Here is a 26,618-nt window from a genome sequence, read left to right as displayed (position 1 = left end):
AGGCTGTTGCCGATCTTGATCCGGGCGTCCAGGAAACCCAGCGGTTTGCCCGGTTCCATGGCTTCCAGCCATAGGGATACCTTGGCGAGTTCGGCGGCGAGGTCATTCATGTCCACGCCGTAGATACAGCGTTCCACCACATCGTGCAGCGCGTGCTGGATCTCGGCGGGCGTCGGTTCGTTCTCTCCAGCACGAACTTCGGCAAGACGGCGTGCAATGCGGCGGGCGGCTGCGACCAGAAATCCTCCGGAGCCCGAGGCGGGATCGCATACGGTCAGAGCCAGGAGACGGCTTTCCCGATCGACCGCATCTCTGCCACCGTTGACGGCGTCGTCCAACAGCGGGTCCAAAGCCGTGTCCAGCAGTGCGGACACAAGACTTGGTGGCGTGTAGTAGGATCCGGTAACCTTGCGCTCGTTGCCAGCCAGCCGGACAAGTTCAAAGCTGCGTGTTTCTGTGTCGATCCGGGGTATGAGTTCGAGCAGCGACTCGTAGACCGAACCAAGCTCCTCCGCGCCGAGGTGCCGGTAGTCCACCGGCTGGAGCCGGTCCCCCTTGCCCAGCACCCAGCTCAGGCGCCGGATGGCTTTCAGGAAGTCCTGATTGGCCAGTTCAGCGCCCAGGAGTAGATCTTCATGGGGCTGGTAGTCGAGGGTCGTAGCGCGCGAATCGGGGTCGAACAGTCCGCCCAGTGCGGGCAGGCCTACGGCTTCCAGTCCGTCGCCTCCGAGGGCTGAGAGTACAAGCTTCTGGGTCCGCCAGAGATCCGGGTGCGGACCTCCATCCCGGTTGCGCGAAAGTTTTCGCAGCCTCTGCGTCGAGAAATACTTTGCGTAGCGATCTCTGGAAACTGCCGGAGCATCGGGCACCAACAGCGCATTGCGGTCCTCCACGACGAAGCAGAACAAGAGTCGATACGCCGTACGCAGGAGGGCCTTGTGAAAGTCGCGTGGGCTGAGCTCGCCGGTGTGCAGCGCGTCTACCAGCCATCCGTTCTCGGGATGCCGGAGGAAGCCTGTTCCCAGATAGTCCAAGGCCTTCTCGACGCCTACGCCCAGCTTGTCCAGCGCACGGGCACCAGCATCGACCGACTCAGCGCGCCAGGACTCTAGCCAGCAGTCGGCCGGCGAAGCTTCAGCGCCGCCCTTTTTGTCGACCCGGGACTGGTGGCAGAGCTGCCAGAGGATCTGGAACTCAGGGTAGAGATCCGAGTCAAAGATGGTTTCAAGATCGAATTCGATGTATGCAGAACCGGCGAGGGCAGTAGAGTCCCGCAGCAGGCGGAGTTTGAGGCCGTTGCTGAGGATGGCCCATAGATAATCGCCCTCGCGGTTTAGAAATTCCTGAACCATGGCCTGGGGGGCACGCTTCGCCGCGCCTTCCACCCCGGGTGCGCGCTTGTCCAGTTCGACGCCGGGCCCCAACAGGTGGATGGGTACGGACTCCCAGCGGTGCGAAATCGGATACGTGGTGTCCGCTACCTGGAGCCCACCGCCCGTGGCAGGCACCTGACCGTAGCCGAACTCGCGCAAAAGGATCAGTAGCCACTTCTGGCGTGCGTCGCCCGTACCAGCGCCTTGGCCGTCCGGGCGCTTCTTCGCATCGAGCTCACGCCATGACTGCCACGCTGTCCGGAGGTAACCCCAGGAGCGGGACGACGCGTCCCGAACAGTTTCGGTGCCCATTAGGTGATAGCTGGCAGGATCGAGGCTCTTGGGATCGTTGACCTCTCCGGATTGGATCCTGCCCAGCAACGACGGCGGAACCACGCCGCCGACAACGGAAATCGCTTGAAACGCCGTACTCATTTGTTGCCTCCAGCCGGGGTGTAAACATACACACCCAGAATGTCCACGGGGAGATTCGCTTCGACAGTGAGGCCTCTGATGCCGAGTTGTCCAGCACGGTCGCCTCGGGCGACGATCCGGACTTCGCGGTGGGCGTCTCGGATTTCTTCGGCAACGGCTTGGGCCTTGGCGTTCAGCGTGTCAGTCAGCAGCGGCAGGGTGCCGAGGATGTTGGACATCATGTTGCTGACGTCGCCGGCGTTCGCTGAAGCCTTGGACAGCAGGAGCTGCTCCACCGCAGCGTCGTTGAGCCAGGAAGGGTTGTTGGGTGGGCCGGTGAAGGCCAGGACGCGGGCTTCCTCGGCCATGTCAGTGCGGTCGCCCAACCGGGCCGGCAGGATGAGTTTGGTGCGGAACCGTACTAGCAACGCCACGGTGAGTTTGTCGACGTGGTGAGTTTTGATGAAACCGCAGCGGCGGGCGGGCCTCTCCTTACCGCTAAGCTGCTCGTCTAGTGCGGAGTTCAACACATACTGCGCAACGTTGGCGACAGCCGGATCGGTACGCACCAGCACTGAGGAGGTTCGGGGAGCAGGGAAGTCCCGGACGAATTTCGCCTCGGACCTGGCTCCCAGTGCGTTGCGGATACCCGGAACTGCTGCCAACAGCTCAGCTTTGAGGCCATCCGCGGTGTCCTCGACGTGAGCTCCTGTCTCTTCCAGGGCAGCCCGGATAAAGGCGGCGACGTCGCCTGGGTCTCCCAGGCTGCGGCGGGCGGCGTCAACGACGGCCTGCACCTGTTCCGGGTGGATGGCGTTTTGGGCGAAGCGGGAGCGGCTGACGTTCTCTTCCTGGGCGCTGCTGCGCCAGTCCGCGTCCAGCTGCTCGGCCTCAGGGGTCAGGCTGAAGAGCTCCAGCTGGTCGCCGTTCTGGCCCCGCATGAGGATGCCCTCCAGAAGCGCAGACAGTACCTGGTCGCTCTTGGGAGGAACTGGAACGCTGATTCCGAGGTCGCGGCGGATACTTTCGTGCTTGCGCAACAGGACGTCCAGCACGATCCCGTCTATGCCGTTGTCATCACCGTAGAGGGTCAGCGCGCGGACCTTTTCGGCAAGCTGGCCGAAACGGTCCACTCGGCCTTCACGCTGTTCGTGGCGGGTGGGGTTCCAGGCCAGATCGTAGTGAATAACGGCCTGGAAACCGTCCTGAAGGTTTACGCCTTCGGAGAGGCAGTCCGTGGCCACGAGAACCTTCGGCAGGTCTCCAGCTCGCTCGGCCTGGTTAGCAATCCGCGCCGCTCGTTCCTCGGCGGGGAGTTCGCCGGTGACCACTTCGACGTCGTACTTCTTCTTGAGTGACGCACGCAGGAACTCGGCAACGTAGTGGGCGGTGGGGATGAAGCGGCAGAAAACGATGGGCTGGTAACCCTCGTTGACAAGCAGGCGAACCCTGCCGAGAAGCAACTGGAGCTTGGCGTCGCTCGCAGGGTTCGTCGACAGTTCCCGGGCTGTCCGGAGGAACCCGTTAAGTTGACGCTTCTCGCCCGAACTCTCCTCCAACCCTTCGGGCCGGGACCCGGGTACGACGTCGATCGCCTCGCCCCCGTCGTCTTCGACCTGGTCCATGACGACGGTCATGCCGCGCTTTTCCGCGACTGCGTCGGATTCAGATTCGTCGGCCACCGCGCGTGTGTTCAGGGTGGCTGCGGCGGCGGCTGGCGAGGAGGCCATGGAACGCAGAAGCGACAGCGCCGACCACCAGCGGATGCGCTGTTCGAGTTTCGTTCCGGTCTTGTCCTGAACGCGCCCCCGCACATAGTCGAGGACGGCATCGAAGAAGGCTCTGTCCTCAGGCGAGAGCTTGTAGGGAATCTCCACCGTTTCCCGGTCTTTGGGAAACTTGGTGTCCGACTGCAGGTAGCTGCGGATGTCCACCCGACGGCGCTGAACCATATGGTCGGCAAGTTTTCGCCGGCCGGCTTCGCCGGAGAGGTCAACTGTTTTCAGGCTAGTGTCCAACAGTCCAATGAGGTTTCTGAAGGCGGCGTCGTTCCCGCTGTGCGGGGTGGCTGTGACAAGAATCAGGTGCCTGTCCGCGTTGTCGGCCAGACCCCGGACCAACTCGTAGCGTTGGGTCCGACCTGAGCCGCCTTTACCGGAGTCATCGGCAGAGACGCCGTGGGCTTCATCGACAATGATCAGATCAGGCGCCGTGCGCAGGAAGTCATGTCGCTTCGACTCTGACTTGATGAAGTCTGTGGAGACGATGGTGTGTTTGAAGTGCTCGAAGATGGACTGGTCGTAGCCCGCCGCGCGCTGCAGTTTCTTTGCCGTGCCCGGAAGAACCAGCTCAGCTTCTATACCGAACTTTTGCGACAGCTCCTGCCGCCACTGCTCGGCAAGGCTGGGCGGGCAAAGAACCGTAAGCCCACTTGCTTCGCCCTGAGCCAGAAGTTCCGCGGCCACCAAGCCGGCTTCCACGGTCTTTCCGATCCCGACATCGTCCGCGATCAACAGCCGCACCACGTCCTGGCGGAGCGCCAGCAACAGTGGCACCAGCTGATACGGCCGCGGCGACACGTTTAGTCCCGCCAGGGAGCGGAAGGGCCCGCCGCTGGAGCGGAATCCAATCCGCAGCGCATCGCGTAGAAGCCGGGCACTTCGATCATCACCGAGATCCGTTGCCGATGGCAGGCCGAAGGACGCTGGCTTTACGTCCTCGAGGGACGGGATCACTCCGGCGATGTCATCGTCCGTGCCACCGATCGGACGCAGCACCAGGAAGTCCGTATCGCTTTCCGGAAGAACCACCCATTCACGGCCCCTGGCGGACACCAGTGAACCCACCGCAAAGCTCGATTCGGCCGTTGAAATACTCACTTAACCACTCCAAATACAGTTGCGTGATCCTTGACGAACACGTCTATCGCAGCATCGGCACGAACCGTCAGAACATTCCAGTTTCCGTACGTGAGCATCATTTCATTCACAGGAGGCCGTGACTCGTCCTCCACTATGACAACGGTGGGTTGCGACAGATTGGTGCTGTATGCAAAATCAACGATCTGGCCCTCGACCTCTTGGCCAATCTCGTCGGGGAGATTGAGCCCTTCAGCGACGAGATAGTCCAAGATACTTTGCGCACGGTGGCTGACGGGTGCCCCTTGTGGAACCGCGGAGGCGGGCGTTTGAGCCTTGGTGATCGCCGCCGTCGTCCGAGATCTTGCCAGTCTTTGAAGGAGATCGGTGACCAGCCGGCGGTCGATGGCTTCGTGGGAGCGCTGGTTCCCGTACGACAGCAGACAGCGATAGCAACCTCGAACGCATGCGTTCACCATCTCTTCCCCCGAAACGGGATCGACATGGAGTATCTCCAGTGCCTTGGCGGCGACCTTTGCCATGGCATCCGGCTCGCTCTGGAGCCGCCTGAGGACTCCGGCGCCTCCTTCCGCTGCCTCCACAAACAGCAGCCTGCCGCGATCATCCGCGTCGCTCAGCCGCTCGCTCGCCAGCTCGGAATCCTCCAACTGGAATACGGCTTCAATGCCGCGTTCGATCGCGTATTGCATGGAAGTGGCCGCCTCATCGGTGAGCTCCTCAGCCCACCGGATAACCGCGATGTTTCGGCGGTCTTCGACGAAGGGCGTCACCATTTGCTTCTTCTTGGACTGCTCGACGGTCATGTCTTCTGAGTCAGGGGACTCCGAAGTGTCTTCGGTGGCCCGTTTCTCGGACAACCATTCGCCGGTGATCAGGTCCAGCCAGAAACCGTGCTTGTCAGGGTTCGCGCGGTTGCGGCGTCCCAGGTTCGTTACCCGAACTGTCGCGCCGTCGCCGTAACGCACATCGCCGAGCAGCTCATCGCCGTCGTACATCCCGGCGTCCGAGCGCCCCGGCTTCTTGCCGTGATTGGCAAAGCGGTAGGTGGTCACCAGCTCGAACCCCTGCCGGTTTCGTTCTTCCTCGTCGGCGCTGATCCGCTCCCGCCTCCGGGTGATGACCGACTGGAGCTGCATCAGGTTGGACCAGCTGCCCCCGAGTGGAGTGTCGCAGAGTTCGCAGACGTCAACTCCTGCTTGGCGGGCGTGCAGGTAACCGCAGGCCTCACACACTCGAGCCTCGGTGAGGACGACGTCCCCACCGCCGACTCCCTCTGAGTCACGTGGGAGGCTCACCCGCTTGACCTGGTAGCGGGCGCCCTCGTGATAGATCAAGGCGTCCGGGCCGAATTCGCTAATAGCGAGGAACCGCGAGCGCTGGAGCCAGGTGCTGTTGTTGTCACGGCCCTTGCGGATGCCTGGGATGAAGGCTGCCAGGGGAAGGCGCGGGAATGAGTAGCCGGGAAGGAAGCCCTCGGAGGCGAGATAACGAAGTGTATAGAAATCAGACTGTCCGCGGGAATCGCTGTCATTCAGCAGGATCTCGAGTCGCTGGCTGGCTTCCCGATGGCGGTTAACGGCATCTTCGCGTTGCTTTGAGGTGAGGGAGTGGTCCTGGCTCGCTTTGTGGGCCAGGTCCTGTTCTCCAAGCGCGCTGCGGTAGAGCTGGCGCCATCGGTCGCAGGCTTCGTCGAGCGAACTCATCGCGTTGTCTACAACGGTGTCCGCCCAACTTTCAGTCCACCACGTGGTGTCCTTGAGTTCGTCCTGGATGGCACTGAGTAGGGAGGACGCGGACGCCTTGGCACGCTCGGCGGCGCTCGCATCCTGCAAATAGGACAAGATCTGCGGCTGGATCGGGTAGGTCTTGTCCTCGAGTTTGAGCAGGCCGCTGAGGGATTTGCCAAGGCCGTTGCTGGTCGCTGCCAGCGCCTCTGCCAACCAGACGGCGTGGACGTGGGAGCGGATGAGATCCTCGTTGGCGAAGTCCAGCCGCGGCGGCTGAACCTGGCCGGACACCATCAGGTTGGAGCGTTCAAAGTAATAGCTGTCATGTGCGCTGCCCGTGGCGCAATACGTGAGTACCAAGGCCGGCTGCCCCGAACGGCCGGCCCGGCCGCTGCGCTGGGCATAATTCGCTGGAGTGGGGGGCACGTTCCGCATGGCCACGGCATTGAGGTCAGCGATGTCGACGCCCAGTTCCATTGTGGGCGAGCAGAACAGCAAAGGCAGCTCAGCCTTCCGGAACGCTTGCTCGCGGGCCTCCCGGTCCTCGGGCCGCACCTGCGCGGTGTGTTCGGCGGCACGCAGCCCAGCGAGCTCCACGCCTGTTTCAAGGTAGAGGTCCTTGAAGAACTTGATCACGCGTGGTTTTTGGTCCGGATGGTAGCTGCGTCTCAACAGATCGGGGGCTCCGAACTCGCCGTCGCCCTTCCGCAGGACCATGGCGGAAAGTTTGATGCGGTATCCGGACAGTTTGCCTTCATGCACTTCAGTGATGAGACCGGCCGTGAGCAGCGTCTCGAAGAGCGAAGCAATGACCTCATTGACCTCGGCCATAGAGAGCTTCTGAGCCAACGCGTTCGCTGGCACGGCGGTACGGGCCAACCAGCGGCCGAATGTTCCGTGGGCGGTTACGGGCAGGAGGTTACGGAAGCTGGCGCCCTTCTTGGTCTCCGTAGACACCAGGCCTACGTTAGGGTCCGGCTCGCGTTCGGGAAGCGCCCAGATACCGCTGAGGTATTCGCGGCTGCGGCCTTTGACCCTATTGAGGGAGTCAACTGTGAGCTCCTCGGCGTCGATGGCCAGGACTCGTCTGAACTCGTCGAGCAGGACGCAGATGATTTCCTCGCGCTTGCCGGGTTCCGCGTCGCGGAGGACGTAGTGGGCTGTCTCCCAGCGGTTCTCTTTTTCTGCGAGGAGTTTCGCGTGTGGATAGTCGACCAGCAGGAGGCCGGTCTGTTCGAGGTTGGGGAGGGTGATGCGCCAGCCGCGTTGCAGGTCCCGTAGTGCACGGTAAGTGACGACGTCGTTCAATGCGCGGATGGTCGGTTTGGGGTCGAGCGGGTCCTCAATTTGCGCGTAATCTGACCAATTCAGACTCAGCGTATTGACGATGGCGGAACCGAGGTCGCCGGCTTCGATGCCATCTTCCCCAGCAGCAGCCACCGCTCGGTACAAGGCGGACCGTAGTTGGGCTACCTGAACAAAGTCATTCAGGTGGCCAGCTTGCAGAGACGCGTCCTGCCGGTTGTCGACGAAGGTGAGGAGCTTCTTGGCTTCTTTGCTGAGATCCTGGCCGGCGTCCGATTTGAGCAACTGCACGAGCTTAGTGGCGATGACCGTCATGGCGCTGCTGCGGCCCTCTTGGTCCAAGGTCACCACCTTGGAGAATTCGCCGCTGCGAGCGGATTCGTACGTCACCTGGCAATTGAGGCAGAATCCGAGGCTGCCGGGAATCCAAGCAGCAAGCTGTCCGCTGGAGGCCGTCTGATCGTTGTCGCGTACGGTGTCACCTCCCGGCTCAATCCGGTAGCGAAGCGGAAGCCGCTTCCGTTTCGATTCCACGACTGGGTGACCTGAGACGGCGTTTGTCAGCCAAGAGGCCGGCAACCGGCCCGCTTCGACGGCATTTTCCGGCCACTCCTGACCGGTGGAAATGAAAAGGTAACCGTCTTTGCCATCGTCGACGCCGCCGTCGTCCTGGAATTTCAGGTCGTGGCGGGCAATGAACCTAGATCCCCCACCTGCTTCGACGAGCCTCGCCATCAGGTATTCCTGCCCGCATTCCCGGCAGAAAGCCAGCGGATAAAGGCGCTTCTCCTCCGCACCAGTGCTGACCTGAAAATCCGTCTCGATCAGCCGGGTCTCTTCGGACTCCGCAGTGGTGTAAACCGATCCACCCTTGGAAATGAACTGGTGCAGACGGAACGCAAACAATGGACGACCCGTAGTGGACTTCGCCTTAGAGCCAGCCAGCAGCGTGGCTCGAATGGCCGTTGCGCATCTCCGAGGTTCTTGGCCTGTGAGCTCTGCCAAAGTTCCGGCCGCACCCGTAACAGTTTTTGGAGCGCTGCGGATTAACCGACCTGATGCTTGCTCGGTGGTGAGCCCGAAGGTGTCCTCGATCCAGGAGGCAAGCGGGTCCGATTGCATGGATGCGTAGCCGCCGCTGAGAGTCGCGCTGCTGAACTCGGCGTCTCCGCGTTCCTGGACGCCAGCTCGAAGATCTTCTGGTGACTGATCCCTCGACGTCGTGGCGCGCACAAGGGTCTCTGTGATCACCTGCTCCGAACTGATCGAGGCGCCGAATATGCGAGAAGCGACCTCGGCGACGTCCTTCTGCTGCTCCGCCACGGTTCCACCGCTGGACATCGTTGCCGATGTACCAACACATTGGAGGGTGGACTGGGCGTGGCAGGCGTCCCGAAGACGTCGTACCAGGAGGGCGACGTCGGCGCCTTGGCGGCCCCTGTAGGTGTGCAGCTCGTCGAGGACGAGGAACTGCAACCCGGACGCTGCCCGGATGAGCGACTGGCGTTCCTCCGGGCGGGTGAGGACGTACTCAAGCATGACGTAATTCGTGAGGAGGATGTCCGGGGGGTTCTTGAGAATGGCTTCACGCGCCTCGCCCTTTTCTTGACCGGTGTACCTCGCGAAAGTCACCGGCGACTGGCCGTCAAAGCCGTTTTCCAAAAACTTGGACAGCTCCTCCATCTGGCTGTTTGCGAGGGCATTCATCGGGTAAACGATGATGGCTTTAATCCCCTTGCCGCTTCCTTCACGAAGGACGCGGTCCACGATCGGGACGATGTAGGCAAGAGACTTGCCGGACCCGGTGCCTGTGGTCAGGACGTAGGACTGTCGTTTCGCTGCGATTTCCACTGCGTCCGCTTGGTGCTTATGGAGAGTGATAGACGTCGCACCGCGGTCAGACAGATCCTTCTTCGGGCGGAATATTTCGCTGCATTTGCTGTGCAGGATTCCTCGAGCCACCAGCTCGTCGACGCTCCCGCCGGACTTGAACGAAGGGTTCAGCGAAAGCCACGGGTCCGGCCACTGGCGGCCCTGATCGCCAAGCTTCTCGACTTCCTCGCGGATCCGCTTGTCCTTGATGTCGACAAAACCCTCTGTGAACGACCTATAGCCATCGATCAGCCGATCACGAATACCAAACGCATCCACGCGTGTTCCCCCAGTTAAGTCGGTCAAGTCCTCTAGCTACTGTATTCCGACGAGCACTCTTGTCCCAGCACTGGCGGGGTGCACTCGCCGGAACCTGCCAGAGTCGGCTCTTCCCCTAAGATCCTTTGAGCTGCAGCTAGGGCGTGTTTCCTTACTGATTGGGGCGAAGTTCTCTTGGCCACTTGCGATACAGCAACCGCTGTCGTCGGCATAGATTTCGCGGACCTGGCCGAGGACGGATGCGTCGTCACGGCCTCTGCGGCGGCGAGGCCACGGGCCGGCCCCGGTGGACCGCGGCACGTCAGGCACCAAACCCTGCTGATCGACGGCAACGGCATCCCGCTGGGCACCGTCCCCGCGGCAGCGAACCGGGGCTCACGCTGGAACGGCTCGGCCGGTTCGACTTCCGCCTGCCATCGGTGATCACCGAACACCTGGGCGCCGGCTACGACTTGGCCCAGACCCGCGGCCTGCTCGACGAACTCGGCTGCGAGGCCGAGGTCGCCACCATGGAGAAGCATGCACCCATCTAGGCAGGGCAAGCGCCAGATGGTCGACGAACCAACTCCTGCCACAACCTCGGCGTCAAAGGCTCGCTATCTTTATCGAGCAGCTCATCCGCGTCATCGACGCGTTCGTTGCCCTGGCCAACGAGATCATCACCGTCCGGCGCCTGATCCGCGACGCCTGGACCACTAACCGCTGGGACACCCGGCCCGAACGCCGCCCCGAGCTATCGCCTGAACCGCTAAGACGCTACTGGCGGACCTCAATCTCGGGGTGGTTCTCTATGACCCACTCAGCCATCCGACGGTTCCGTGCCGCGATGAACTCCAGCGTGGCCTCCCGGTACGTTACGTACTCGTCTTTTGTGGCCGGCATCCCGGAACGCTTGAAGTTGTCGAAGGGCAGGTAGAACCGAACCTCTTCGTAGTCGGGCGTCACGAGGTCTTGAAAGTGGAAGAACTCCACAAACTCCTTGAACCCGTCGAAGAGCGCAAAGAAGTCCGCGTACGCGTTGATGACATGGGCCAGTGGGCTCTCCGGTTCTCCTGCGTAATGACGCCGGATGCACTCCAGGGTCAGATCCATCCGGTCGGCGATGAGCGACCTGAACCCCCGGGCCTGGTTCATCGTGGGTCGGTCCTTCTTCCTGACGGGCCAGATCATCGCACTGCCGATGGTGTACGGCGGCTTCAGGTAGCGGGACCGCTCGTCCTCGTTCAGCGAGGCGATGGCGTTCGCCAGAGACCTCGTACGTGCCCGGCCGGTGTAGGAGTTCGTGATGGCGTCACTGCCGTACCAATGCCTCGCCTCGGAGGGGTCAGTGAAGATGAGGTAGCCGTCCGTACGCTTCGGCGGCGCGGTCGGTTCGAAGAGGACGCCGGAGTTTAGCGTCTTGGTCCACAGCAGCTGATGGTCCGCCCGGAGCTTTGGACTGTGCGAATCCGGGTCGCGTTGCTTTGGGGTGCCGGAGTCGGAGTCCGGCGGGGAGCCGGCGTTGCCCGGTTTGGTCTTAGCAGCGGTGTCGGTCATGTAGTCGAATGAAGTGTCAAAGACGCGCATGTTCGAAGTGTATGCGCTCGTCAAGTATTTTCAGGCAGTCTCATCGTCGGTATTCGACGATGCCGCCAAGGGTTCACGGCCGCAAGCTTGATGGGCTGCCAGTGCGGCCGCCGGCGTCCGGCGCCCAGCCTTGACAGTGGGACGTTGTGGTTCTCCCAAGCCTCGATGTAGTCCATGACCAGGGTTCTAGAACAATCACATGGTTATCGGAGCCTGTGCCTACATTGATAAATCCGGTGCGGCCTCACCAATGGCGGAACCTCTTAGACGCTCGCGAGATTCCCCTTCTCCCATTGCTTGCACTGGCTACAAAAGGCCGCCCTCGGTAAGAAGGGCGGCCCTTTTCGGTGACGGGCAAGTTCTTGCCTGGTGCTTGACGATCACCAAGACCGCGAAGAACACGGTGGTCAACGCAGGCGGCAAGGTGACGGCCCGTGCAACGTCCCGCTGCGAGCTGAGGATAATAAGTAGTGGAGAACGCTTGGCTTCCGGTCTTCCCGCAGATCCTCTGTGAGTGGTGGCACGCTCCTCCCCGCCGCGAATGCGGGATCGAGGAGCGCACCACCTTTTCGCCCGGGCTTTAGGGCTTCGGCGCCAGCCGGTCCAGGACCGTGGTGTAGTCCGCCACGTCCCTCAGCCGCTCGATGTAGGCGGCGTGGGTCATGGAGACGTCGGCGTGACCCAGCATGGCAGCAGCAGCCCCGTCGGTCAGCTCTCTAGCAAGAAGGGACGCAACCGTTCGCCGAAAGGCGTGTGGAGTGATGGCTGACGTGTTCTCCATGTTGGACGCGGTCAACGCGGAGCGCAGCTGCCTCCGTACGCTTGACGCCTGAACGTAGGTGCCGGTCCTGGACCAGAACAAGGCCCCCGCTTTGTTGTTTTCCGGGGATTCGAAGCTCCTGCGGATGAGTACGTCGACGACAAACCGAGGCACTGGGATGACCCGCTCGCTGCTGCGGTTCTTGAGGAAGCTCTGGCGGTACTTGGGGCCGTGACGAGGCTCCACCAGCGTTCCGGTGAGTGCGATCTTTCCCACGTCGCCTGACAGGTCGATGTCTTCCAACCGGATTGCCAGGACTTCCCCGATGCGTGCCCCGGTGCCGATCAGAACGTCAACGACATCTGCGAGTACGTTGCTTGGGCGGGGACCGAATTGGCCGGGTTCTGTCCGCCAACTCCCGACAGCTTCGCGAACATCGTGCAGGGTAGCCGCGCTCAAGCTAACGGGCTTCTTCCGTGGCCTGTTCAGCCGATCGACCTCCCGCACTGGATTGCCACCCACGTACAGGTCGTGCCTGATGGCGTAGGACATGATCTGCGTCAGCACCGTTTTGGCCAACCGGGCATTCGTGTGCCCTTTCCCGCCCACTACCAGCGACCTAAGGAAGCTGTCACAGGTGGAGGTGTTGATTTCATGGATCTTCAGCGCGCCGAGGGCGGGCTCGATGAGGCGGTAGATGAGCCCTTCGTACTGGTCCCAGGTCTGGCGCCGGATGCCGCCCGTGCTGGCAGCCACGATCATGTTCCCCTTGGCGTCGACAATGACCTTGGGGACCTCGATGCTGGCGAGCCACTTTGAGGCGACGTCGTTCAGCGGAGGGTTCGCGGTCACTCGACCTGCGAGCAGTTGGCGCTCTTTCATGGACGCCAGCAGGGCTGTCTCGGCTTTGCCCTTGGTTGACCCGAACTTGCTGTAGATCCGAGTGACACCGTCCCAGCCACGGAACCTGCAGCTGGCCCGCCATTTTCCGGACGCTGTGTCTTTCTTGGCGCTGACTGTTCCCCAGGCACCAACCGGGAGGCTTGACCGCCCCATCAGGCCGCTGCCTTCGAAGTCTCGCGAATCCAGGCCTCAACAGCGGCACGATCGTAACGAACGCTGCTGTGGAGCTTCAGGGCCTCCGGTCCGATCCCGGCGGAGCGCCAGTTGCGGAGGGTCTTGGGTGCCACCTGCAGCCAGAGGGCCACTTCCCCGGTGGTCAGGAGTTGACGTGCGTTGCCTTGGTCCGCTGCCGGTCCCAAGGTCTTTCTGCTCATCTGCATGGCTTCTCTATGCAGCCCGCGAGCCGACGGGCGACGCCGGTCTTCCTGAAAGCGTGTCGTAAGCGTGTCGTGCCCAATTTTGCGACATGAAAAACCCCTCCGTTCGGGGCAAAATCGCCGGAACGGAGGGGTTTCTGGAGCCTCCTGTCGGATTCGAACCGACGACCCCCGCTTTACAAGAGCGGTGCTCTGGCCAACTGAGCTAAGGAGGCGCGCCCCAGGGGGCGTGCGCCGCAACGGCGCTAGATAAGGTTAGCCCAAGTCCGCCCGCTCGTAAAAACGCCGGCCAGGGCGAACCTGGGCAAAAAGTAAGGACCTGCTTCCGGAATTGATCCGGAAGCAGGTCCTCTGGGTGGAAGTACTAGCCCTTCGCGGTGATCGCTGCCTGCAGGAAGTCAGGGAACGGGGTCTGCGCGCTGGCACCCTTGCCCCACTGCTGGCCGTCCACAAACACCGAGGGTGTGCCGGTGACGCCGATCGCCGCGGCCTGCTTGGTTGTGAACTTCACATACGGACGGTAGGTCTTCTCGTCGATGCACGTGTCAATGTTCTTGGCGCCGATGTCCGTGGCCATGGTCTTGAGCCTGTCGTCGGAAAGACCGGCGGTACCTTCGGCAGGCTGGTTGGCGAACAGCGAGTCCACAAACTCCGCGTACTTCTCCGGAGACTCATTCACAACACACGCGGCGGCGTTGGCTGCACGGGAGGAGTAGTTGGTGGAGGACCTGTTGTCCAGGAACCCGAGCGCCCGGTATTCCACCGTGATCTTGCCCTCGTTGCGCAGCGTCGTCAGCTGCTCGTTGTACTGTGCCTCGAAGTTCTTGCAAACCGGGCAGATGAAGTCAACGTACAGGACCACCTTGACCGGCTTTCCGGCCTCAGCTTCGGCACCGGGGGCAACCACTTCAGCCGGCGCGGTTTTCGGGGGCTCCCCCACGGAGGCTGCGTCCACGGTGGCTGCTTCCAGCTTCGCGACGTCGGTATTGGCCAGCAAGGTGATGCCACCGTTGACGTTACCGTTGGCCGGCGTCGGCCCCTGGTCAGCGATCGGGGCGTTCTGCCGCATCGTTGTGGTCACCACCAGCCCCACCACCACAAGGATGGCCACCACGGCCACCACAATGCCCCAGCCGATCAGCAGCTTGTTGCGCTTGTCCTTCGCCAGCTGCGCCTCACGGATCAGGCGTGCCTTCTCGCGCGCCTCCGAGGTTCGCTCAGCCTTGGACTTACGTATTTCATTTGCGGGGCTCATGTGTTCCTTGGGTCGATCGACATAGGGGGACCACTCTGTGGCGACTCCACCATTTTAGGGGACAAACCTGAGAGCTTGCGCTTTCAACTATTCCGCCCGAATAACCAACGGACGAATGGCCCCGAAGATTCCATCCTATTAAGGTGGCTTAAAGGCACAAGCAACCCCAGGGGGCCGCAATGCAAACACCCGTCCAAGAAAAACCATCAGCTGTACCTGCAACCGGCGCCGCCGCGAGCAGCAACAGCACGGCCGCCACGTACGATTTTATGGTTGTCTCCAACAGGCTGCCCGTTGACCGCTGCGCGCCAGGTGAGAGCGGCGACGACGGCTCGGGCTGGCGCCGCTCCCCCGGTGGCCTGGTGACTGCCCTCGCACCCATGATGACCAAGACCGACGGCGCGTGGGTAGGTTGGCACGGCGCCCCGGACGAAACCGTCGAGCCTTTCAGCCACGGCGGCATGGACTTGGTGCCCGTCCAGCTGAGCAACGACGACGTTGAGCTCTACTACGAGGGTTTCTCCAACGCCACCCTGTGGCCCCTGTACCACGACGTCATCGCCCCGCCGGAGTTCCACAGAACCTGGTGGGACGCCTACCGCAGGGTCAACCAAAGGTTCGCCGAGGCCGTCGTACGCCATGCCGGCCAGGGTGCCACGGTGTGGGTCCAGGATTACCAGCTGCAGCTGGTGCCGCGGCTGCTGCGCCAAGCGCGGCCGGACCTGCGGATCGGGTTCTTCAACCACATTCCTTTCCCCCCGCCGGAAATCTTCGCCCAGCTGCCGTGGCGGCATGCCATCATTGACGGCCTGATGGGTGCAGACCTCGTGGGCTTCCAGCGCCCCAGCGACGCCGGCAACTTCATGCGCTCCGCCCGCCGGTTCCTCGGCGCCAGCGTCAAGCAGCAGCAGGTGCATGTGAAGGGTAAGGACGGCGAAATCACGCACATCGCCAGGGCCCAGGCCTTCCCCATCTCCATCGACGTAGCCCAGATCAACGAACTGGCCCACAACCCCGAGATCATCGAGCGTGCACGCCAGATCCGCCAGGATCTCGGCAACCCCAAGACCATCCTCCTGGGCGTGGACCGGCTCGACTACACCAAGGGCATCCGGCACCGGCTCAAGGCGTTCGAGGAACTCCTGAACGAAGGCAAGCTGACGGTCGGCGACGCAACGCTGATCCAGGTTGCCAGCCCCAGCCGCGAACGGGTTGAGCAGTACCGCCTCCTGCGCGAGGAAATCGAAGGCACCGTCGGCCACATCAACGGCACCTACGACACCATCCAGAACACGGCCGTCCGCTACCTGCACCACAGCTACCCCGTGGAGGAGATGGTGGCGCTGTACCTCGCCGCCGACGTTATGCTCGTGACCGCACTGCGGGACGGCATGAACCTCGTGGCCAAGGAATACGTCACCGCCCGCAAGGACAACGACGGCGCGCTGGTCCTCAGCGAGTTCGCCGGTGCCGCGGACCAGCTCAAGCAGGCGCTCCTGATGAACCCGCACGATATCGACGGCCTCAAGGACACCATCATGCGGGCCGTCGATTTGCCTCCCAAAGACGCCGCGCGCCGCATGCGGTCCATGCGCAAGCAGATCCTGGAACACGACGTCGACCACTGGTCAGCTGACTTCCTGGCCGCCCTGAACGAGAAAGTTGTACGCGATGACTCCTGACGCCCGGCCCGCCAAGGGCCCGCTCACCTTGTCCCCTGAACTCCGGCAGGCCGCTCGGCGCATCGCCCAGACGGAACACCTGCTGGTGGCCATGGATTTCGACGGCACCATTTCCCCGCTGGTTGACCGCGCCGACGACGCCCGCCCGCTTCCGCGCTCGGCCGCCGCTTTCGCCGGGCTCGCCGCCCTTCCACGCACGACGACGGCACTCCTCTCAGGCAGGGCCCTCGCCAGCCTGCGCGCGGTCGCCTCGCCCCCGGTGGACACGTTGCTGATCGGCAGCCATGGCGCCGAGGCGTGGCTGGGCCCCGGCTCCACGGAGCTGACGCTGGACGAGGCCCAGCGCCAGCTGCTGGCCGAAGTCCGAGGCGTCCTGGAGGAGATCGTTGAGCAGGCACCGGGCACGCTCCTCGAAGACAAGCCCGCAGGCGTAGTCCTGCATACCCGGCTGGCCACGGACGATGTTGCCGAGGACGCGGTGGCTGCGGCCCGTTCCGTTCTCCAGGACCGCAAAGGCGTTTTCCTGAAGAACGGCAAACGGGTCCTGGAAACTTCGGTGGTTAACGCCTCCAAAGGTGAGGGCCTGACGTTCCTGCGCCAGATCACCGGGGCCACTGCGGTCCTCTTTGCCGGCGACGACGTCACGGACGAGGACGCCCTGGCGCGCCTGGAAACCGGCGATGTGGGCGTCAAGGTGGGCCTGGACTTCACCCAGGCCGAGTTCCGGGTGGAAGCACCGGCCCACGTGGCAGAACTGCTCGAAGCGCTCCTGCAGGAACGGAGCCTGGTGGTGGCCGAAGAAGAGCCCGGCAGTGACTGAACCTCGGGGACATGTCCAACCTCACATGTGACCTCCGTAACATTTGCACCAAAACGCCAATCGTCTGACATACTCTTGGTTGTGATGTGGCGCACAGGAACCGTGCGGCGTCACGTGATACTCCTCGGCTTCGGCCGGGGAGTACACGGCTGCAATGCCGTGGATAACTGAATTACATGAACCATTCACAACGGATCGTCCGGCACGTACCTGCCGGTGAAGGGATTGATAACTGTGGCTACAGTTACTTTTGATAACGCTACGCGTCTGTACCCGGGCACAGAGAAGCCCGCTGTTGACAAGCTCAACATCGAAATCGCCGATGGCGAATTTCTGGTCCTCGTAGGACCCTCCGGTTGCGGTAAGTCCACCTCCCTGCGCATGCTCGCAGGCCTTGAGGACGTCAACGCCGGCCGGATTCTTATTGGCGACCGCGATGTCACCGATGTTCCGCCGAAGGACCGCGACATCGCGATGGTTTTCCAGAACTATGCGCTGTACCCGCACATGACGGTTGCAGACAACATGGGCTTCGCGTTGAAGATCGCCGGCGTCTCCAAGGAAGAGCGCGCCGAGCGTGTCCGTGAGGCCGCCAAGCTTCTTGACCTCGAGCCGTACCTGGACCGCAAGCCGAAGGCACTCTCCGGTGGCCAGCGCCAGCGTGTTGCCATGGGCCGCGCCATCGTGCGTAACCCGCAGGTGTTCCTCATGGATGAGCCGCTTTCCAACCTGGACGCCAAGCTCCGTGTCCAGACCCGTACGCAGATCGCATCCCTGACCCGCCGCCTCGGTGTCACCACCGTTTACGTTACCCACGACCAGGTCGAGGCCATGACCATGGGTGACCGCGTGGCTGTGCTGAAGGACGGCCTGCTGATGCAGGTTGACACCCCGCGCAACCTCTACGACAAGCCCAAGAACGTCTTTGTTGCCGGCTTCATCGGCTCCCCCGCCATGAACCTGCTCGAACTGCCCGTGGTCGACGGCGGCGTCCAGTTCGGCGGAACGGTTTACCCCGTGCCGCGCAACATCCTCGAAGAGGCCCACGGCAGCACCGTCACCCTGGGCAGCCGCCCCGAGGACCTTGAGCAGGCCTCTCACGGTGAGGGTCTCCAGGTCGAGGTCGACGTTGTTGAAGAACTCGGTGCCGACGCCTACGTCTACGGCCACACGACGCTGGACGGCAAGGACCACGACATCGTGGCACGCGTCGACGGCCGCCGTCCCCCGCTGAAGGGCGACACCATCTACGTCCGTCCGCAGTCGGGCCACGTGCACCTGTTTGACACCAAGACCGGTCTGCGCCTGGGCGACTAGTCCCCACCGATGATCGAGCCTGTCGAGATCTAACCGACGGCGGCCCTCCTGACTGGACGGGCCGCCGTCGGCGTTTAAGCCCGAGGTTTAGGCCAGCCGCCCCTCTGTACGAAAGAATTGATCCATGACCGACGAAAACAGTGCACAGTGGCACGACGAGCCCACGGACTACGCGCAGGTCGGCAAACTTCCGCGCTTCGAGGCAGCGAGCGCCAAGGATGACAAGGTCCTTGCCGCTTCCAGCTCGCTGAACATCACGGCGGCGTCCGCGGATCCCGAACTCCTGGACCTGCCCTGGCACATCGCCCTGGAGGACTGGCCGGCCGAGAACCTGGCAGCGCTCCCCCGCGGCATCTCGCGGCACATTGTGCGTTTCGCGCACCTGGGCGGCTCCGTCATCGCCATCAAGGAAACGTCCGAGCATGTGGCCCGCCACGAGTACCACATGCTCCGCAAGCTGGCCCGCCTGGACGTCCCGTGCGTTGTCCCCGTTGCTGTCATCACCGGCCGGACCACCCTGGACGGGCGGCCCTTGAACCCCGTCCTGGTCACCCGCCACCTGAAATTCTCCATGCCGTACCGGGCCCTGTTCTCGCAGATGCTGCGCAAGGACACACTGACCAGGCTCATCGACGCCCAGGCCCTGCTGATGGTCCGGCTGCACCTCATCGGCTTCTACTGGGGCGACGTCTCCCTCTCCAATACGCTCTTCCGCCGTGACGCGGGCGCGTTCGCCGCCTACCTGGTGGACGCCGAAACCGGCGAGCTGTATCCCGATCTTTCCACCGGCCAGCGCGAGTACGATCTCGAGATTGCCCGGGTCAACATCGCCGGCGAGCTGATGGACCTCCTGGACGGCGGCCTGATCGAGGAAAAGGTGGACCCGGTGGCCACCAGCGAACTCATCATGGAGAGCTACCGGCGCCTGTGGACGGAACTGACCGAGAAGGAATCCTTCGAAATCGGCGAACGCTGGCGCGTGGCCGCCCGGATCCGGAAGCTCAACGAGCTGGGGTTCGACGTCGAGGAATACGCCATCAAGACCACCCAGAACGGTTCCACCATCCAGCTCCAGCCCAAGGTGGTCGACGCCGGACACCACCAGCGCCGGCTGCTGCGCCTGACCGGACTGGACGCCCAGGAGAACCAGGCGCGGCGCCTGCTCAATGACATGGACTCCTTCCGGGCGGACAACAACCCGGGGATGGACGAGGAATACAGCGCGCACCTCTGGGTCAGCCAGGTCTTCGAACCCATCGTGCGTTCGATCCCCCGCGACCTGTCCCGCAAGCTGGAGCCGGCGGAGGCGGTCCACGAGGTGTTGGAGCACCGCTGGTACATGTCCGAGGAGCAGGCCCGCCACATTCCGCTCGCCGAGGCAGTGCAGTCCTACATCGAGTCCGTCCTGCGCCACCGCCGGGACGAGGCCGCCATCATGCTCAACCCGGATACTGCGATGCTGAAGATCCTCGAAGTGGAAACCGAGGAGTCCTCCCGCTATGGTGCCGACGAATCCATCGAAGAGTACCCCGACGTCGACGACTGACCGGACCGGGAGCCGCTGCCGGGCCGCGGTGGCAGCACGGCTGTGTTAACACCCCCAACTAGGTAGCGGACTTTAGATGGCCTTGCCCGGGTTCAGGATGCCGGCCGGGTCAAAGAGTTCCTTGATCCTGCGCTGGAGCTCCCTGACGGGTTCCGCCTGCTCCAGGCCCAGCCAGCGCAGTTTGTACTGCCCGATCCCGTGCTCGCCGGTGATGGTGCCACGCATTTCGAGCGCAGCCTCGATGGAGGCATCCAGGGCAAGATTCAGCCGGGCCATGGCGTCAGCATCCACCGCGCTGTCCTGGCGGTCGATCCAGAACGTAGGGTGCAGGTTGCCGTCGCCCGCGTGCGCCACCACCTTCAGGCTCACACCATGTGTTGCCGCGAGGTCTTCCAACGCCGCCACGTAATCCACCAGGCGTGAGCGCGGCACGGCCACGTCCTCGCCCACACGGTATTCGTCATCCACTTCCACGCCACGGCTGTTCCGGCGGAGCTCCACGAGCTGCTCGGCTTCCGCCGTGGATTCCGTGCTCACCGTTGCCCCGCCGGCGGCTAGGACGGAACGCACGACGTCGGCCTCCGCCGCTGCCCCGAACCCGTCGGTCTGGATCAGGAGCAGCGAACGGCCGCGGGAGCTCAGGTCGGAGCCGTGGAGTTCGTCCAGCTGGGCCAGCGTCCCGCCGTCGAGCAGTTCCATGATGGCCGGCTGCACGCGGGCCCGGCCCACCGCCAGGACGCCGGCAGCGGCCTGCCTGAAGTCAGGGTAGAACGCGGCGATGGTGTGCACGTCACGGGGCAGGTACTTGAGCCGGACGGTTGCCCCCACCACGATCCCCAGAGTGCCCTCGGAACCAACAAACAGGCCCGTCAGGTCGTAGCCCGCCACGCCTTTGAATGTCTGGTGGCCGGTGTGGATGAGGGACCCGTCGGCCAGGACGACATCCAACCCCAGCACCGAGTCGCGGGTAACGCCGTACTTGGCGCAGCGCAGTCCCCCGGCATTCGTGGCAACGTTGCCGCCGATCGTGGAGGAACGGAAGCTCGCCGGATCCGGCGCGTACATCAGGCCATGCACTGCGGCGGCCTCGTTGAGGGCGGCGTTGACCACGCCGGGTTCGACGACGGCGGTCTCGTCGTCAGGGTTGAGGTCAAGAATGCGGTTCATCCGTTCCAGGGACAGGACTACGCAGTTCCTGCTCGCGTGCGCGCCACCGGAAACGCCTGTTCCGGCTCCGCGGGCCACGACGGCGACGTTGAGGGCCGCACACAGCCTGACCACGGCCTGCACGTCCGCCACAGACCCGGCGAAGACCACCGCTTCGGGGAGCTGGAAATCCGTGATGGGGGCCTGGTCCACGGCATACCTCGCGAGCAGCTCCTCTTCGGTACTGACCTGCCCTGACCCGAGGGCGCCCACCAGCCCTTCAACCAAGCTGCCCACGCAGCCTCCCGTTCGTCGTCGTTGTCGTTCTCCCCAGTCTAGGGCGGGCCACGACGTCGCAAACGCGTCACAATCCCGGGCTGCTGCAAGCGTTTCCACAGGTCAGACCCATTTCTCCTAGAACACCGAATTGCATCAGCAAATACATGCTGGAAGCGTTTCCATATCATGACGCTACTCAACTAAGCTGATCAGCATGTCTGTTGATTCCATGATCACCACCGCAGCTCCGCTGGCAGGTCCGCTGACCCTCATCCACGATGCCGACAATGCCCCCGGCTGGTGGCGCTCCGCCGTCATCTACCAGGTGTACCCGCGGTCCTTCCGGGACCTCAACGGCGACGGAATCGGCGATCTCGCCGGGATTACCGCGGAACTGCCGCAACTGGCAGAGCTGGATGTGGACGCCGTCTGGCTGTCGCCCTTCTACAAATCCCCCCAGCGCGACGCCGGCTATGACGTCAGCGATTACTGCGACGTGGATCCGATCTTCGGCACCCTGGGTGACTTCGACGTCATGATTGCCGAGGCCAACCGTCTGGGGTTGCGGGTCATCGTGGACCTGGTTCCCAACCACTGCTCGGACGAGCACGTGGCCTTCCAGTCCGCCTTGGCCGCACCTGCAGGCAGCCCAGAACGCGACATGTTCATCTTCCGGGACGGGGCGGGGCCTGAAGGCCACGAACCGCCCAACAACTGGCAGTCCCACTTCGGCGGTCCGGCCTGGACCCGGGTCACCGGACCCGACGGCCAGCCGGACCAGTGGTACCTGCACCTGTTTGATTCCTCCCAGCCGGACTTCAACTGGGACAACCCGGCCGTGCACGCCGAATTTGAGCGGGTGCTCCGTTTCTGGCTGGACCGTGGCGTTTCCGGCTTCCGGGTGGATGTCGCCCACGCGCTGGTCAAGGCACCGGGCCTGCCTTCCTGGGGTGGACGGGCCGACGGCGGCAGCTCGCACGGCTTCCCGGGCCATGAGGCCCCGATGTTCGGCCAGCCTGCTGTGCACGACATCTACCGTGCCTGGCGCGTCATTCTTGACCAGTACGGGCCCGACCGTATTCTGTGTGCGGAGGCCAACGTGGATCCGCTCCCGCGGCTCGCGAACTGGGTCAGGCCAGACCAGATGCACCAGGCCTTCAACTTCCCGTTCTTACACGCCGGCCTCGACGTGTACCGGCTCCGGTCCGTCATCAGCGATTCGCTCACGGCGCTGGATGCCGTGGGCGCACCGAGCACCTGGGTGCTCTCCAACCACGACGTGGTCCGGCATTCCAGCCGCTTTGGTTACAACGGGTCCGGTCCGCGCGATGGCGACGGCATCGGTGCGGCCGATCCGCAGCCGGATACAGCCCTGGGCCGCCGGCGTGCAGCCGCCGCCTCCCTGTTTATGCTGGGACTGCCCGGCGCCGCCTACCTGTACCAGGGTGAGGAGCTTGGGCTGCCGGACGGCATCGATATTCCGGAGCACCTGCGGCAGGATCCCACGTTCGCACGCACCGGAGGGGCCCGGCTGGGCCGCGACGGCTGCCGGGTTCCCCTCCCGTGGCGCAGCACAGAACGGCACCTGGGCTTTGGCTCCGGCCAGGATCCCTGGCTTCCCTTGCCGGCGAGCTTCGCGGACCTGGCACGGGACGCACAGGCCGCATCGCCGTCGTCGCATCTTTCCCTGTACCGGAACATGCTGGCGCTGCGCCGCGAACTGGGTTTGGGCCGCGGGTCACTGGCTTGGGCCGAGGACTGGTGCAGCGGTTCGTCACTGGCGTACCTGAACGGCGATACGCTGGTGCTCATGAACCTCAACCACGAACCACTGGAGATGCCGGCAGGCAGCGTCCTCGTCCGCAGCGCCGGCTCTGACTCTGAGTTCGGCTCCGGCTCGGATGCACCCCATTTCCTGGCGTCCGGGGAAACCGCGTGGCTGCGGGTTGGCGGAGGCGACGCGGCATAGTGGGACCTGCGGGCATCAAGGACGTTGCCGACCGCGCCGGGCTGTCGATCGCCACTGTGTCACGGGCGCTCAGCGGCAAGGCGAATGTGTCGGCCAAGAGCCGCCAGCTGGCAAAGGCGGCAGCCGACGAACTGGGCTTCGTCCCGTCCTACCACGCGTCCAGCCTGGCTTCAGGCCGTAACCACAACGTGGGGCTGGTGGTCCCGTCCATCCACCGCTGGTACTTCTCGTCCGTGGTGGAGGGCGTGTCCGGCACCTTGCTCGACGCCGGCTACGACCTCACCCTGTACAACGTGGGTGACCGGCCGGAACGCCGCCACAGCGTCCTGAACGATTTCCTGCTCCGCAAGCGGCTGGATGCGGTCATCGCTGTGGCGCTGGTCCTGAGCGAGTCAGAAATCAAACAGCTCCTGGCAATCCACCGTCCGATCGTCGGCATCGGCGGTGCCCTGGCCGGCGCATCCACCATCAGGATTGATGACGCCCGCCTGGCCAGGACAGCCACCGAGCATCTCCTCGGGCTGGGCCACACGCGAATCGCACACATCACCGGCGATGCCGAATTGAACCAGGACTTCAAACTCCCCGGGATACGCCGCGCCGGCTTTGAGGCAGCAATGCAGGCTGCGGGGCATGCTGTCCGCCCCGAATGGGTAGTGTCCGCGGACTTCACTATCCAGGGCGCCTATGTGTGTGCCCGTAATCTCCTGGCCTCCGCAGCCGGGCGGCCCACTGCGGTTTTTGCAGCCTCCGATGAGATGGCGATCGGGGCCATCCTTGCCGCCCGCGATTTCGGCCTGCGCGTGCCGCAGGATCTCTCCGTGATCGGCATGGACGGGCACGAACTGGGCGAGGTCTTTGGGCTGACCACCATCAACCAGGATGCACGCGGCCAAGGCGCCCTGGCGGCCCGCATGCTGTTGGAAACGCTCGACGCCGGCGCGAAGCGGCCTGCCAAGGGCACGCCACCGTCAGCAGCGGCCACCGACCGGGAGTACCCTACGGAGTTCCTCGTCCGGAACAGCACGGCCGTCCCGCCGGCCTGACCGTGGCCCCTCAGTCCATTCTGAGCCGGGTCCGTCCCAAGCTGCTATTCAGGGCCGGCCGTCAGGCCTAAGCTTCCCCGCCCATGAACCTCACGAAACAGTCCAGCACCTTCGGCCAGCCGGCAGCATAGTCGGCGCGCGCTGCGGCAGGATCCTCCGCACCTTCCCAGCCGTTGTGGACCAGGCGCAGCTCGGTCCCGGATTCCACGGCCCTGAACGCGACTCGCAGCTCGGTGGACCAGATGGCGGTGGTCCCGGGATGCCAGGACGCATGGAAGGAAAGCGGCGGCTGCCAGTCATCTATGGAACCCCAGACGGCGGTCCTGCCGTCGTCAGCTGTCTCCACGATGAGGTTCTCTTCAAACTCAACGTAAGATCCTGCACCGTACACACCGTGTGAATCCAGCGGCCACCACAAGTGCGTGTGATCCGTGAAGCCGGCGAACGCCTGCGCCACCGGCCCCGGCACTGTGACAGTGCAAATGACAGGTTCAAGGTTCTCTGCGGGCTCAACTGAAGCGGGGAGGGCGTCGTCCGCGTGGCTGAAAAGGTTATCCATGGACGCCAACTCTACGCGGCTCCAGCATCCGCCACAGTCGACGCTCTCTCACTTTCTGCGGGTTTCAGGGCTCGTCACAGTTGAGGGTGTAATGGCTGGCTGGATGTTGGCTGGCGCGTCGGTCCGGGGCAGCGATGCGCAACCGCAGCTGGAGGCCCGATCTTGTGTCACCGTTCGCAGTGGACTTCTTCGCGTACCCGCTCAGATCGGTCAACGGCGCACCGGATAGCGCAGGTGAAGCACCCGGTTGCCCTGAATCACCACGTCGGGATCCTCCAACAGGTGCTGTGCCTGGACCGACCCGAAGTAGCGCTTGCCGGACCCGAACACGACGGGTACGACGTCCATGCGCACCTCGTCGACCAGTCCCGCGGCAAGCACTTGGCCACCGACGTCGCCAGCGGCGACCTCGACGATGCGGTCACCCGCGAGCTCCTGCGCCTTGGCCACGGCTGCCTCAACGCTGTCGACGAAGTGAAATGGCGCCTCGGGGTCCCAGTCCTCGGGCTTCGGCCGGTGCGTCACGACGACCACGCGGTCGATCCCGCCCGGAGGCTTCCCGTCCCAGCCGTCCGTCAGGTCGAAGACGTGGCGGCCGGCGATTGTCGCCCCGATCTGGTCCCAGTACGGCCGGGTGTAGTCGTAGGACGTCTGCGACACATTCAACTCGCCGCTCTCGTCCAACGGGACATCACCGCTGGTCAACCAGTCGAACAAGGGTCCGGGCTGGTCGTGCTCGTCCGCGATGAAGCCGTCCACCGACACCGAGCTGTACATGACCACCTTGCCCACGGGGCTCTCCTTTGCTTTGGGTGCCCCCATATTAGCAAGTCGTGAGTTGTCGCTCTTGTAAGAATTCAAATCGGCCGGCAGCGGCCAGCCGTCCAGCGCGTGGCCGGGATGTTCGCGCAGGAACCGCCGCCTGACTTCGACGTACCGGGTCGGCGTGAGCCCGGTGAAGGCCCGGAACTCGTGGCCGAAGTGGGCCTGGTCGAAGTAGCCTGCGCCACCGCCGGGTCATCCCAGTCGATCGGTCCGGGCGGGGTTGATCGAGAACACGGGTCCAACTGTTAACACCAACTCGCGATCCACGGCCACCGCGGTCACAAGGACGACCCGCTCTAGGCCCGCCAGGAGGAACCTGCACCGGAGCCGACCTACTCACCGACAAGCAGAACGACCGGTTCACCGCCCTGTTTGCCGCCGAGGAGCATGTCGAAGTCGAGGCGACTTGCGGGATCTACCAGCGGATGATCCCCCGCCTACCGTCACCCGGATCGAACGAAGGGGCGCGAGCTGATGCAGAACCTGATCGCGTCGGTCAGCGGAGGCGTTCCCGCTGCGCTGAGCGAGGCGATCCACGGACGACTGAGCCGATTAAGAGAGAGGGTGTGTGGGGTGTTTGTGGTGTGGTGGTTAAAGTGGGAGAGCCCCCCAACCTGGTGGTTGGGGGGCTCTCGACCTGTAATGATGTTCCGGCGGTGACCTACTCTCCCACACCCTCCCGGGTGCAGTACCATCGGCGCTGTGGGTCTTAGCTTCCG

General features: G+C 63.7%; 17 protein-coding genes, 1 tRNA gene, 1 rRNA gene and 1 pseudogene. 8 read left to right on the top strand and 12 right to left on the bottom strand.

Annotated features, from left to right (window positions below):
- The 3 genes from V6M49_RS09510 to V6M49_RS09500 form a co-directional block, all read right to left on the bottom strand.
- The coding region (locus V6M49_RS09510; protein ID WP_332760953.1) for a DNA methyltransferase at positions 1–1,808 on the bottom strand (1,808 nt) is incomplete at its 3' end.
- Positions 1,805–4,666, bottom strand: coding sequence for a helicase-related protein (locus V6M49_RS09505; RefSeq protein WP_332760952.1), 2,862 nt, complete (start codon positions 4,664–4,666; stop codon positions 1,805–1,807). The genes V6M49_RS09505 and V6M49_RS09510, both read right to left, overlap by 4 nt.
- Complete coding sequence (locus V6M49_RS09500; protein ID WP_332760951.1) at positions 4,663–9,849, bottom strand: DEAD/DEAH box helicase; 5,187 nt, start codon at positions 9,847–9,849, stop codon at positions 4,663–4,665. The genes V6M49_RS09505 and V6M49_RS09500 overlap by 4 nt, the downstream gene beginning before the upstream one ends.
- A 239-nt stretch (positions 9,850–10,088) precedes the next feature.
- On the opposite strand from V6M49_RS09500, the gene V6M49_RS09495 reads away from it, so the two are divergent.
- Positions 10,089–10,382, top strand: coding sequence for a hypothetical protein (locus V6M49_RS09495; RefSeq protein WP_332760950.1), 294 nt, complete (start codon positions 10,089–10,091; stop codon positions 10,380–10,382).
- A gap of 223 nt (positions 10,383–10,605) precedes the next feature.
- Here the strand turns inward: V6M49_RS09495 and V6M49_RS09490 are convergent, their stop codons facing one another.
- From V6M49_RS09490 to V6M49_RS09470, 5 genes are all read right to left on the bottom strand, one after another.
- A complete protein-coding gene (locus tag V6M49_RS09490) occupies positions 10,606–11,415 on the bottom strand; it encodes a DUF6994 family protein (RefSeq protein ID WP_332760949.1) in 810 nt (269 codons plus the stop codon).
- Between the two features lie 580 nt (positions 11,416–11,995).
- Complete coding sequence (locus tag V6M49_RS09485) at positions 11,996–13,231, bottom strand: tyrosine-type recombinase/integrase (protein WP_332760948.1); 1,236 nt, start codon at positions 13,229–13,231, stop codon at positions 11,996–11,998.
- Complete coding sequence (locus tag V6M49_RS09480) at positions 13,231–13,452, bottom strand: helix-turn-helix transcriptional regulator (protein WP_332760947.1); 222 nt, start codon at positions 13,450–13,452, stop codon at positions 13,231–13,233. The genes V6M49_RS09485 and V6M49_RS09480 overlap by 1 nt, the downstream gene beginning before the upstream one ends.
- A 141-nt stretch (positions 13,453–13,593) precedes the next feature.
- Positions 13,594–13,670: transfer RNA gene (locus V6M49_RS09475), tRNA-Thr, on the bottom strand.
- A gap of 149 nt (positions 13,671–13,819) precedes the next feature.
- Positions 13,820–14,710 (bottom strand): DsbA family protein, encoded by an 891-nt coding sequence (locus V6M49_RS09470; RefSeq protein WP_141139537.1) that lies wholly within the window; start codon positions 14,708–14,710, stop codon positions 13,820–13,822.
- 179 nt (positions 14,711–14,889) lie between these two features.
- Here V6M49_RS09470 and V6M49_RS09465 point away from each other — a divergent pair, with 179 nt between their 5' ends.
- The 4 genes from V6M49_RS09465 (at position 14,890) to V6M49_RS09450 (ending at position 20,075) form a co-directional block, all read left to right on the top strand.
- Positions 14,890–16,392 (top strand): alpha,alpha-trehalose-phosphate synthase (UDP-forming), encoded by a 1,503-nt coding sequence (locus tag V6M49_RS09465; RefSeq protein WP_141139536.1) that lies wholly within the window; start codon positions 14,890–14,892, stop codon positions 16,390–16,392.
- Positions 16,382–17,212 (top strand): trehalose-phosphatase, encoded by an 831-nt coding sequence (gene otsB / locus V6M49_RS09460; protein WP_141139535.1) that lies wholly within the window; start codon positions 16,382–16,384, stop codon positions 17,210–17,212. The genes V6M49_RS09465 and otsB overlap by 11 nt, the downstream gene beginning before the upstream one ends.
- A gap of 234 nt (positions 17,213–17,446) precedes the next feature.
- Entirely contained in the window at positions 17,447–18,529 is a 1,083-nt protein-coding gene (locus V6M49_RS09455) for an ABC transporter ATP-binding protein (RefSeq protein ID WP_056346563.1), read from the top strand.
- Between the two features lie 124 nt (positions 18,530–18,653).
- Positions 18,654–20,075, top strand: a complete 1,422-nt coding sequence (locus V6M49_RS09450; protein ID WP_141139534.1) for a DUF4032 domain-containing protein — start codon at positions 18,654–18,656, stop codon at positions 20,073–20,075.
- Between the two features lie 72 nt (positions 20,076–20,147).
- On the opposite strand, the gene V6M49_RS09445 is transcribed toward V6M49_RS09450, so the two are convergent.
- Positions 20,148–21,518 (bottom strand): FAD-binding oxidoreductase, encoded by a 1,371-nt coding sequence (locus tag V6M49_RS09445; protein WP_332760946.1) that lies wholly within the window; start codon positions 21,516–21,518, stop codon positions 20,148–20,150.
- A 196-nt stretch (positions 21,519–21,714) separates the two neighbouring features.
- On the opposite strand from V6M49_RS09445, the gene V6M49_RS09440 reads away from it, so the two are divergent.
- A complete protein-coding gene (locus tag V6M49_RS09440; protein ID WP_332760945.1) occupies positions 21,715–23,469 on the top strand; it encodes a glycoside hydrolase family 13 protein in 1,755 nt (584 codons plus the stop codon).
- Complete coding sequence (locus tag V6M49_RS09435) at positions 23,469–24,515, top strand: LacI family DNA-binding transcriptional regulator (protein WP_141139531.1); 1,047 nt, start codon at positions 23,469–23,471, stop codon at positions 24,513–24,515. Before V6M49_RS09440 ends, V6M49_RS09435 begins: the two co-directional genes overlap by 1 nt.
- Before the next feature lie 67 nt (positions 24,516–24,582).
- Here the strand turns inward: V6M49_RS09435 and V6M49_RS09430 are convergent, their stop codons facing one another.
- Together V6M49_RS09430 and V6M49_RS09425 are read right to left on the bottom strand one after the other, a co-directional pair.
- Positions 24,583–25,074, bottom strand: a complete 492-nt coding sequence (locus tag V6M49_RS09430; RefSeq protein ID WP_141139530.1) for an SRPBCC domain-containing protein — start codon at positions 25,072–25,074, stop codon at positions 24,583–24,585.
- Between the two features lie 210 nt (positions 25,075–25,284).
- The gene (locus V6M49_RS09425; protein ID WP_332760954.1) at positions 25,285–25,866 is read right to left on the bottom strand and encodes a dihydrofolate reductase family protein; all 582 of its coding nucleotides are present in this window, start codon (positions 25,864–25,866) and stop codon (positions 25,285–25,287) included.
- Between the two features lie 285 nt (positions 25,867–26,151).
- On the opposite strand from V6M49_RS09425, the pseudogene V6M49_RS09420 reads away from it, so the two are divergent.
- Positions 26,152–26,427 (top strand): annotated as a pseudogene (locus V6M49_RS09420) (ISL3 family transposase); the annotation flags it as partial.
- A 120-nt stretch (positions 26,428–26,547) separates the two neighbouring features.
- Here the strand turns inward: V6M49_RS09420 and rrf are convergent.
- A 5S ribosomal RNA gene (gene rrf, locus V6M49_RS19915) occupies positions 26,548–26,618 on the bottom strand; the annotation flags it as partial.

It is taken from the genome of Pseudarthrobacter sp. (assembly GCF_036675385.1).
In the GTDB taxonomy this organism is placed as follows: Bacteria; Actinomycetota; Actinomycetes; order Actinomycetales; family Micrococcaceae; genus Arthrobacter.
Note: the sequence above shows the minus strand (reverse complement) of the source record. Positions and strands in the feature narration are given on the sequence as shown.

Coding starts and splice junctions, on each gene's coding strand:
- V6M49_RS09495 (WP_332760950.1), top strand. CDS start 10,089: ATGCGTCGTCACGGCCTCTGCGGCGGCGAGGCCACGGGCCGGCCCCGG.
- V6M49_RS09490 (WP_332760949.1), bottom strand. CDS start 11,415: ATGCGCGTCTTTGACACTTCATTCGACTACATGACCGACACCGCTGCT.
- V6M49_RS09485 (WP_332760948.1), bottom strand. CDS start 13,231: ATGGGGCGGTCAAGCCTCCCGGTTGGTGCCTGGGGAACAGTCAGCGCC.
- V6M49_RS09480 (WP_332760947.1), bottom strand. CDS start 13,452: ATGAGCAGAAAGACCTTGGGACCGGCAGCGGACCAAGGCAACGCACGT.
- V6M49_RS09470 (WP_141139537.1), bottom strand. CDS start 14,710: ATGAGCCCCGCAAATGAAATACGTAAGTCCAAGGCTGAGCGAACCTCG.
- V6M49_RS09465 (WP_141139536.1), top strand. CDS start 14,890: ATGCAAACACCCGTCCAAGAAAAACCATCAGCTGTACCTGCAACCGGC.
- otsB (WP_141139535.1), top strand. CDS start 16,382: ATGACTCCTGACGCCCGGCCCGCCAAGGGCCCGCTCACCTTGTCCCCT.
- V6M49_RS09450 (WP_141139534.1), top strand. CDS start 18,654: ATGACCGACGAAAACAGTGCACAGTGGCACGACGAGCCCACGGACTAC.
- V6M49_RS09440 (WP_332760945.1), top strand. CDS start 21,715: ATGTCTGTTGATTCCATGATCACCACCGCAGCTCCGCTGGCAGGTCCG.
- V6M49_RS09430 (WP_141139530.1), bottom strand. CDS start 25,074: ATGGATAACCTTTTCAGCCACGCGGACGACGCCCTCCCCGCTTCAGTT.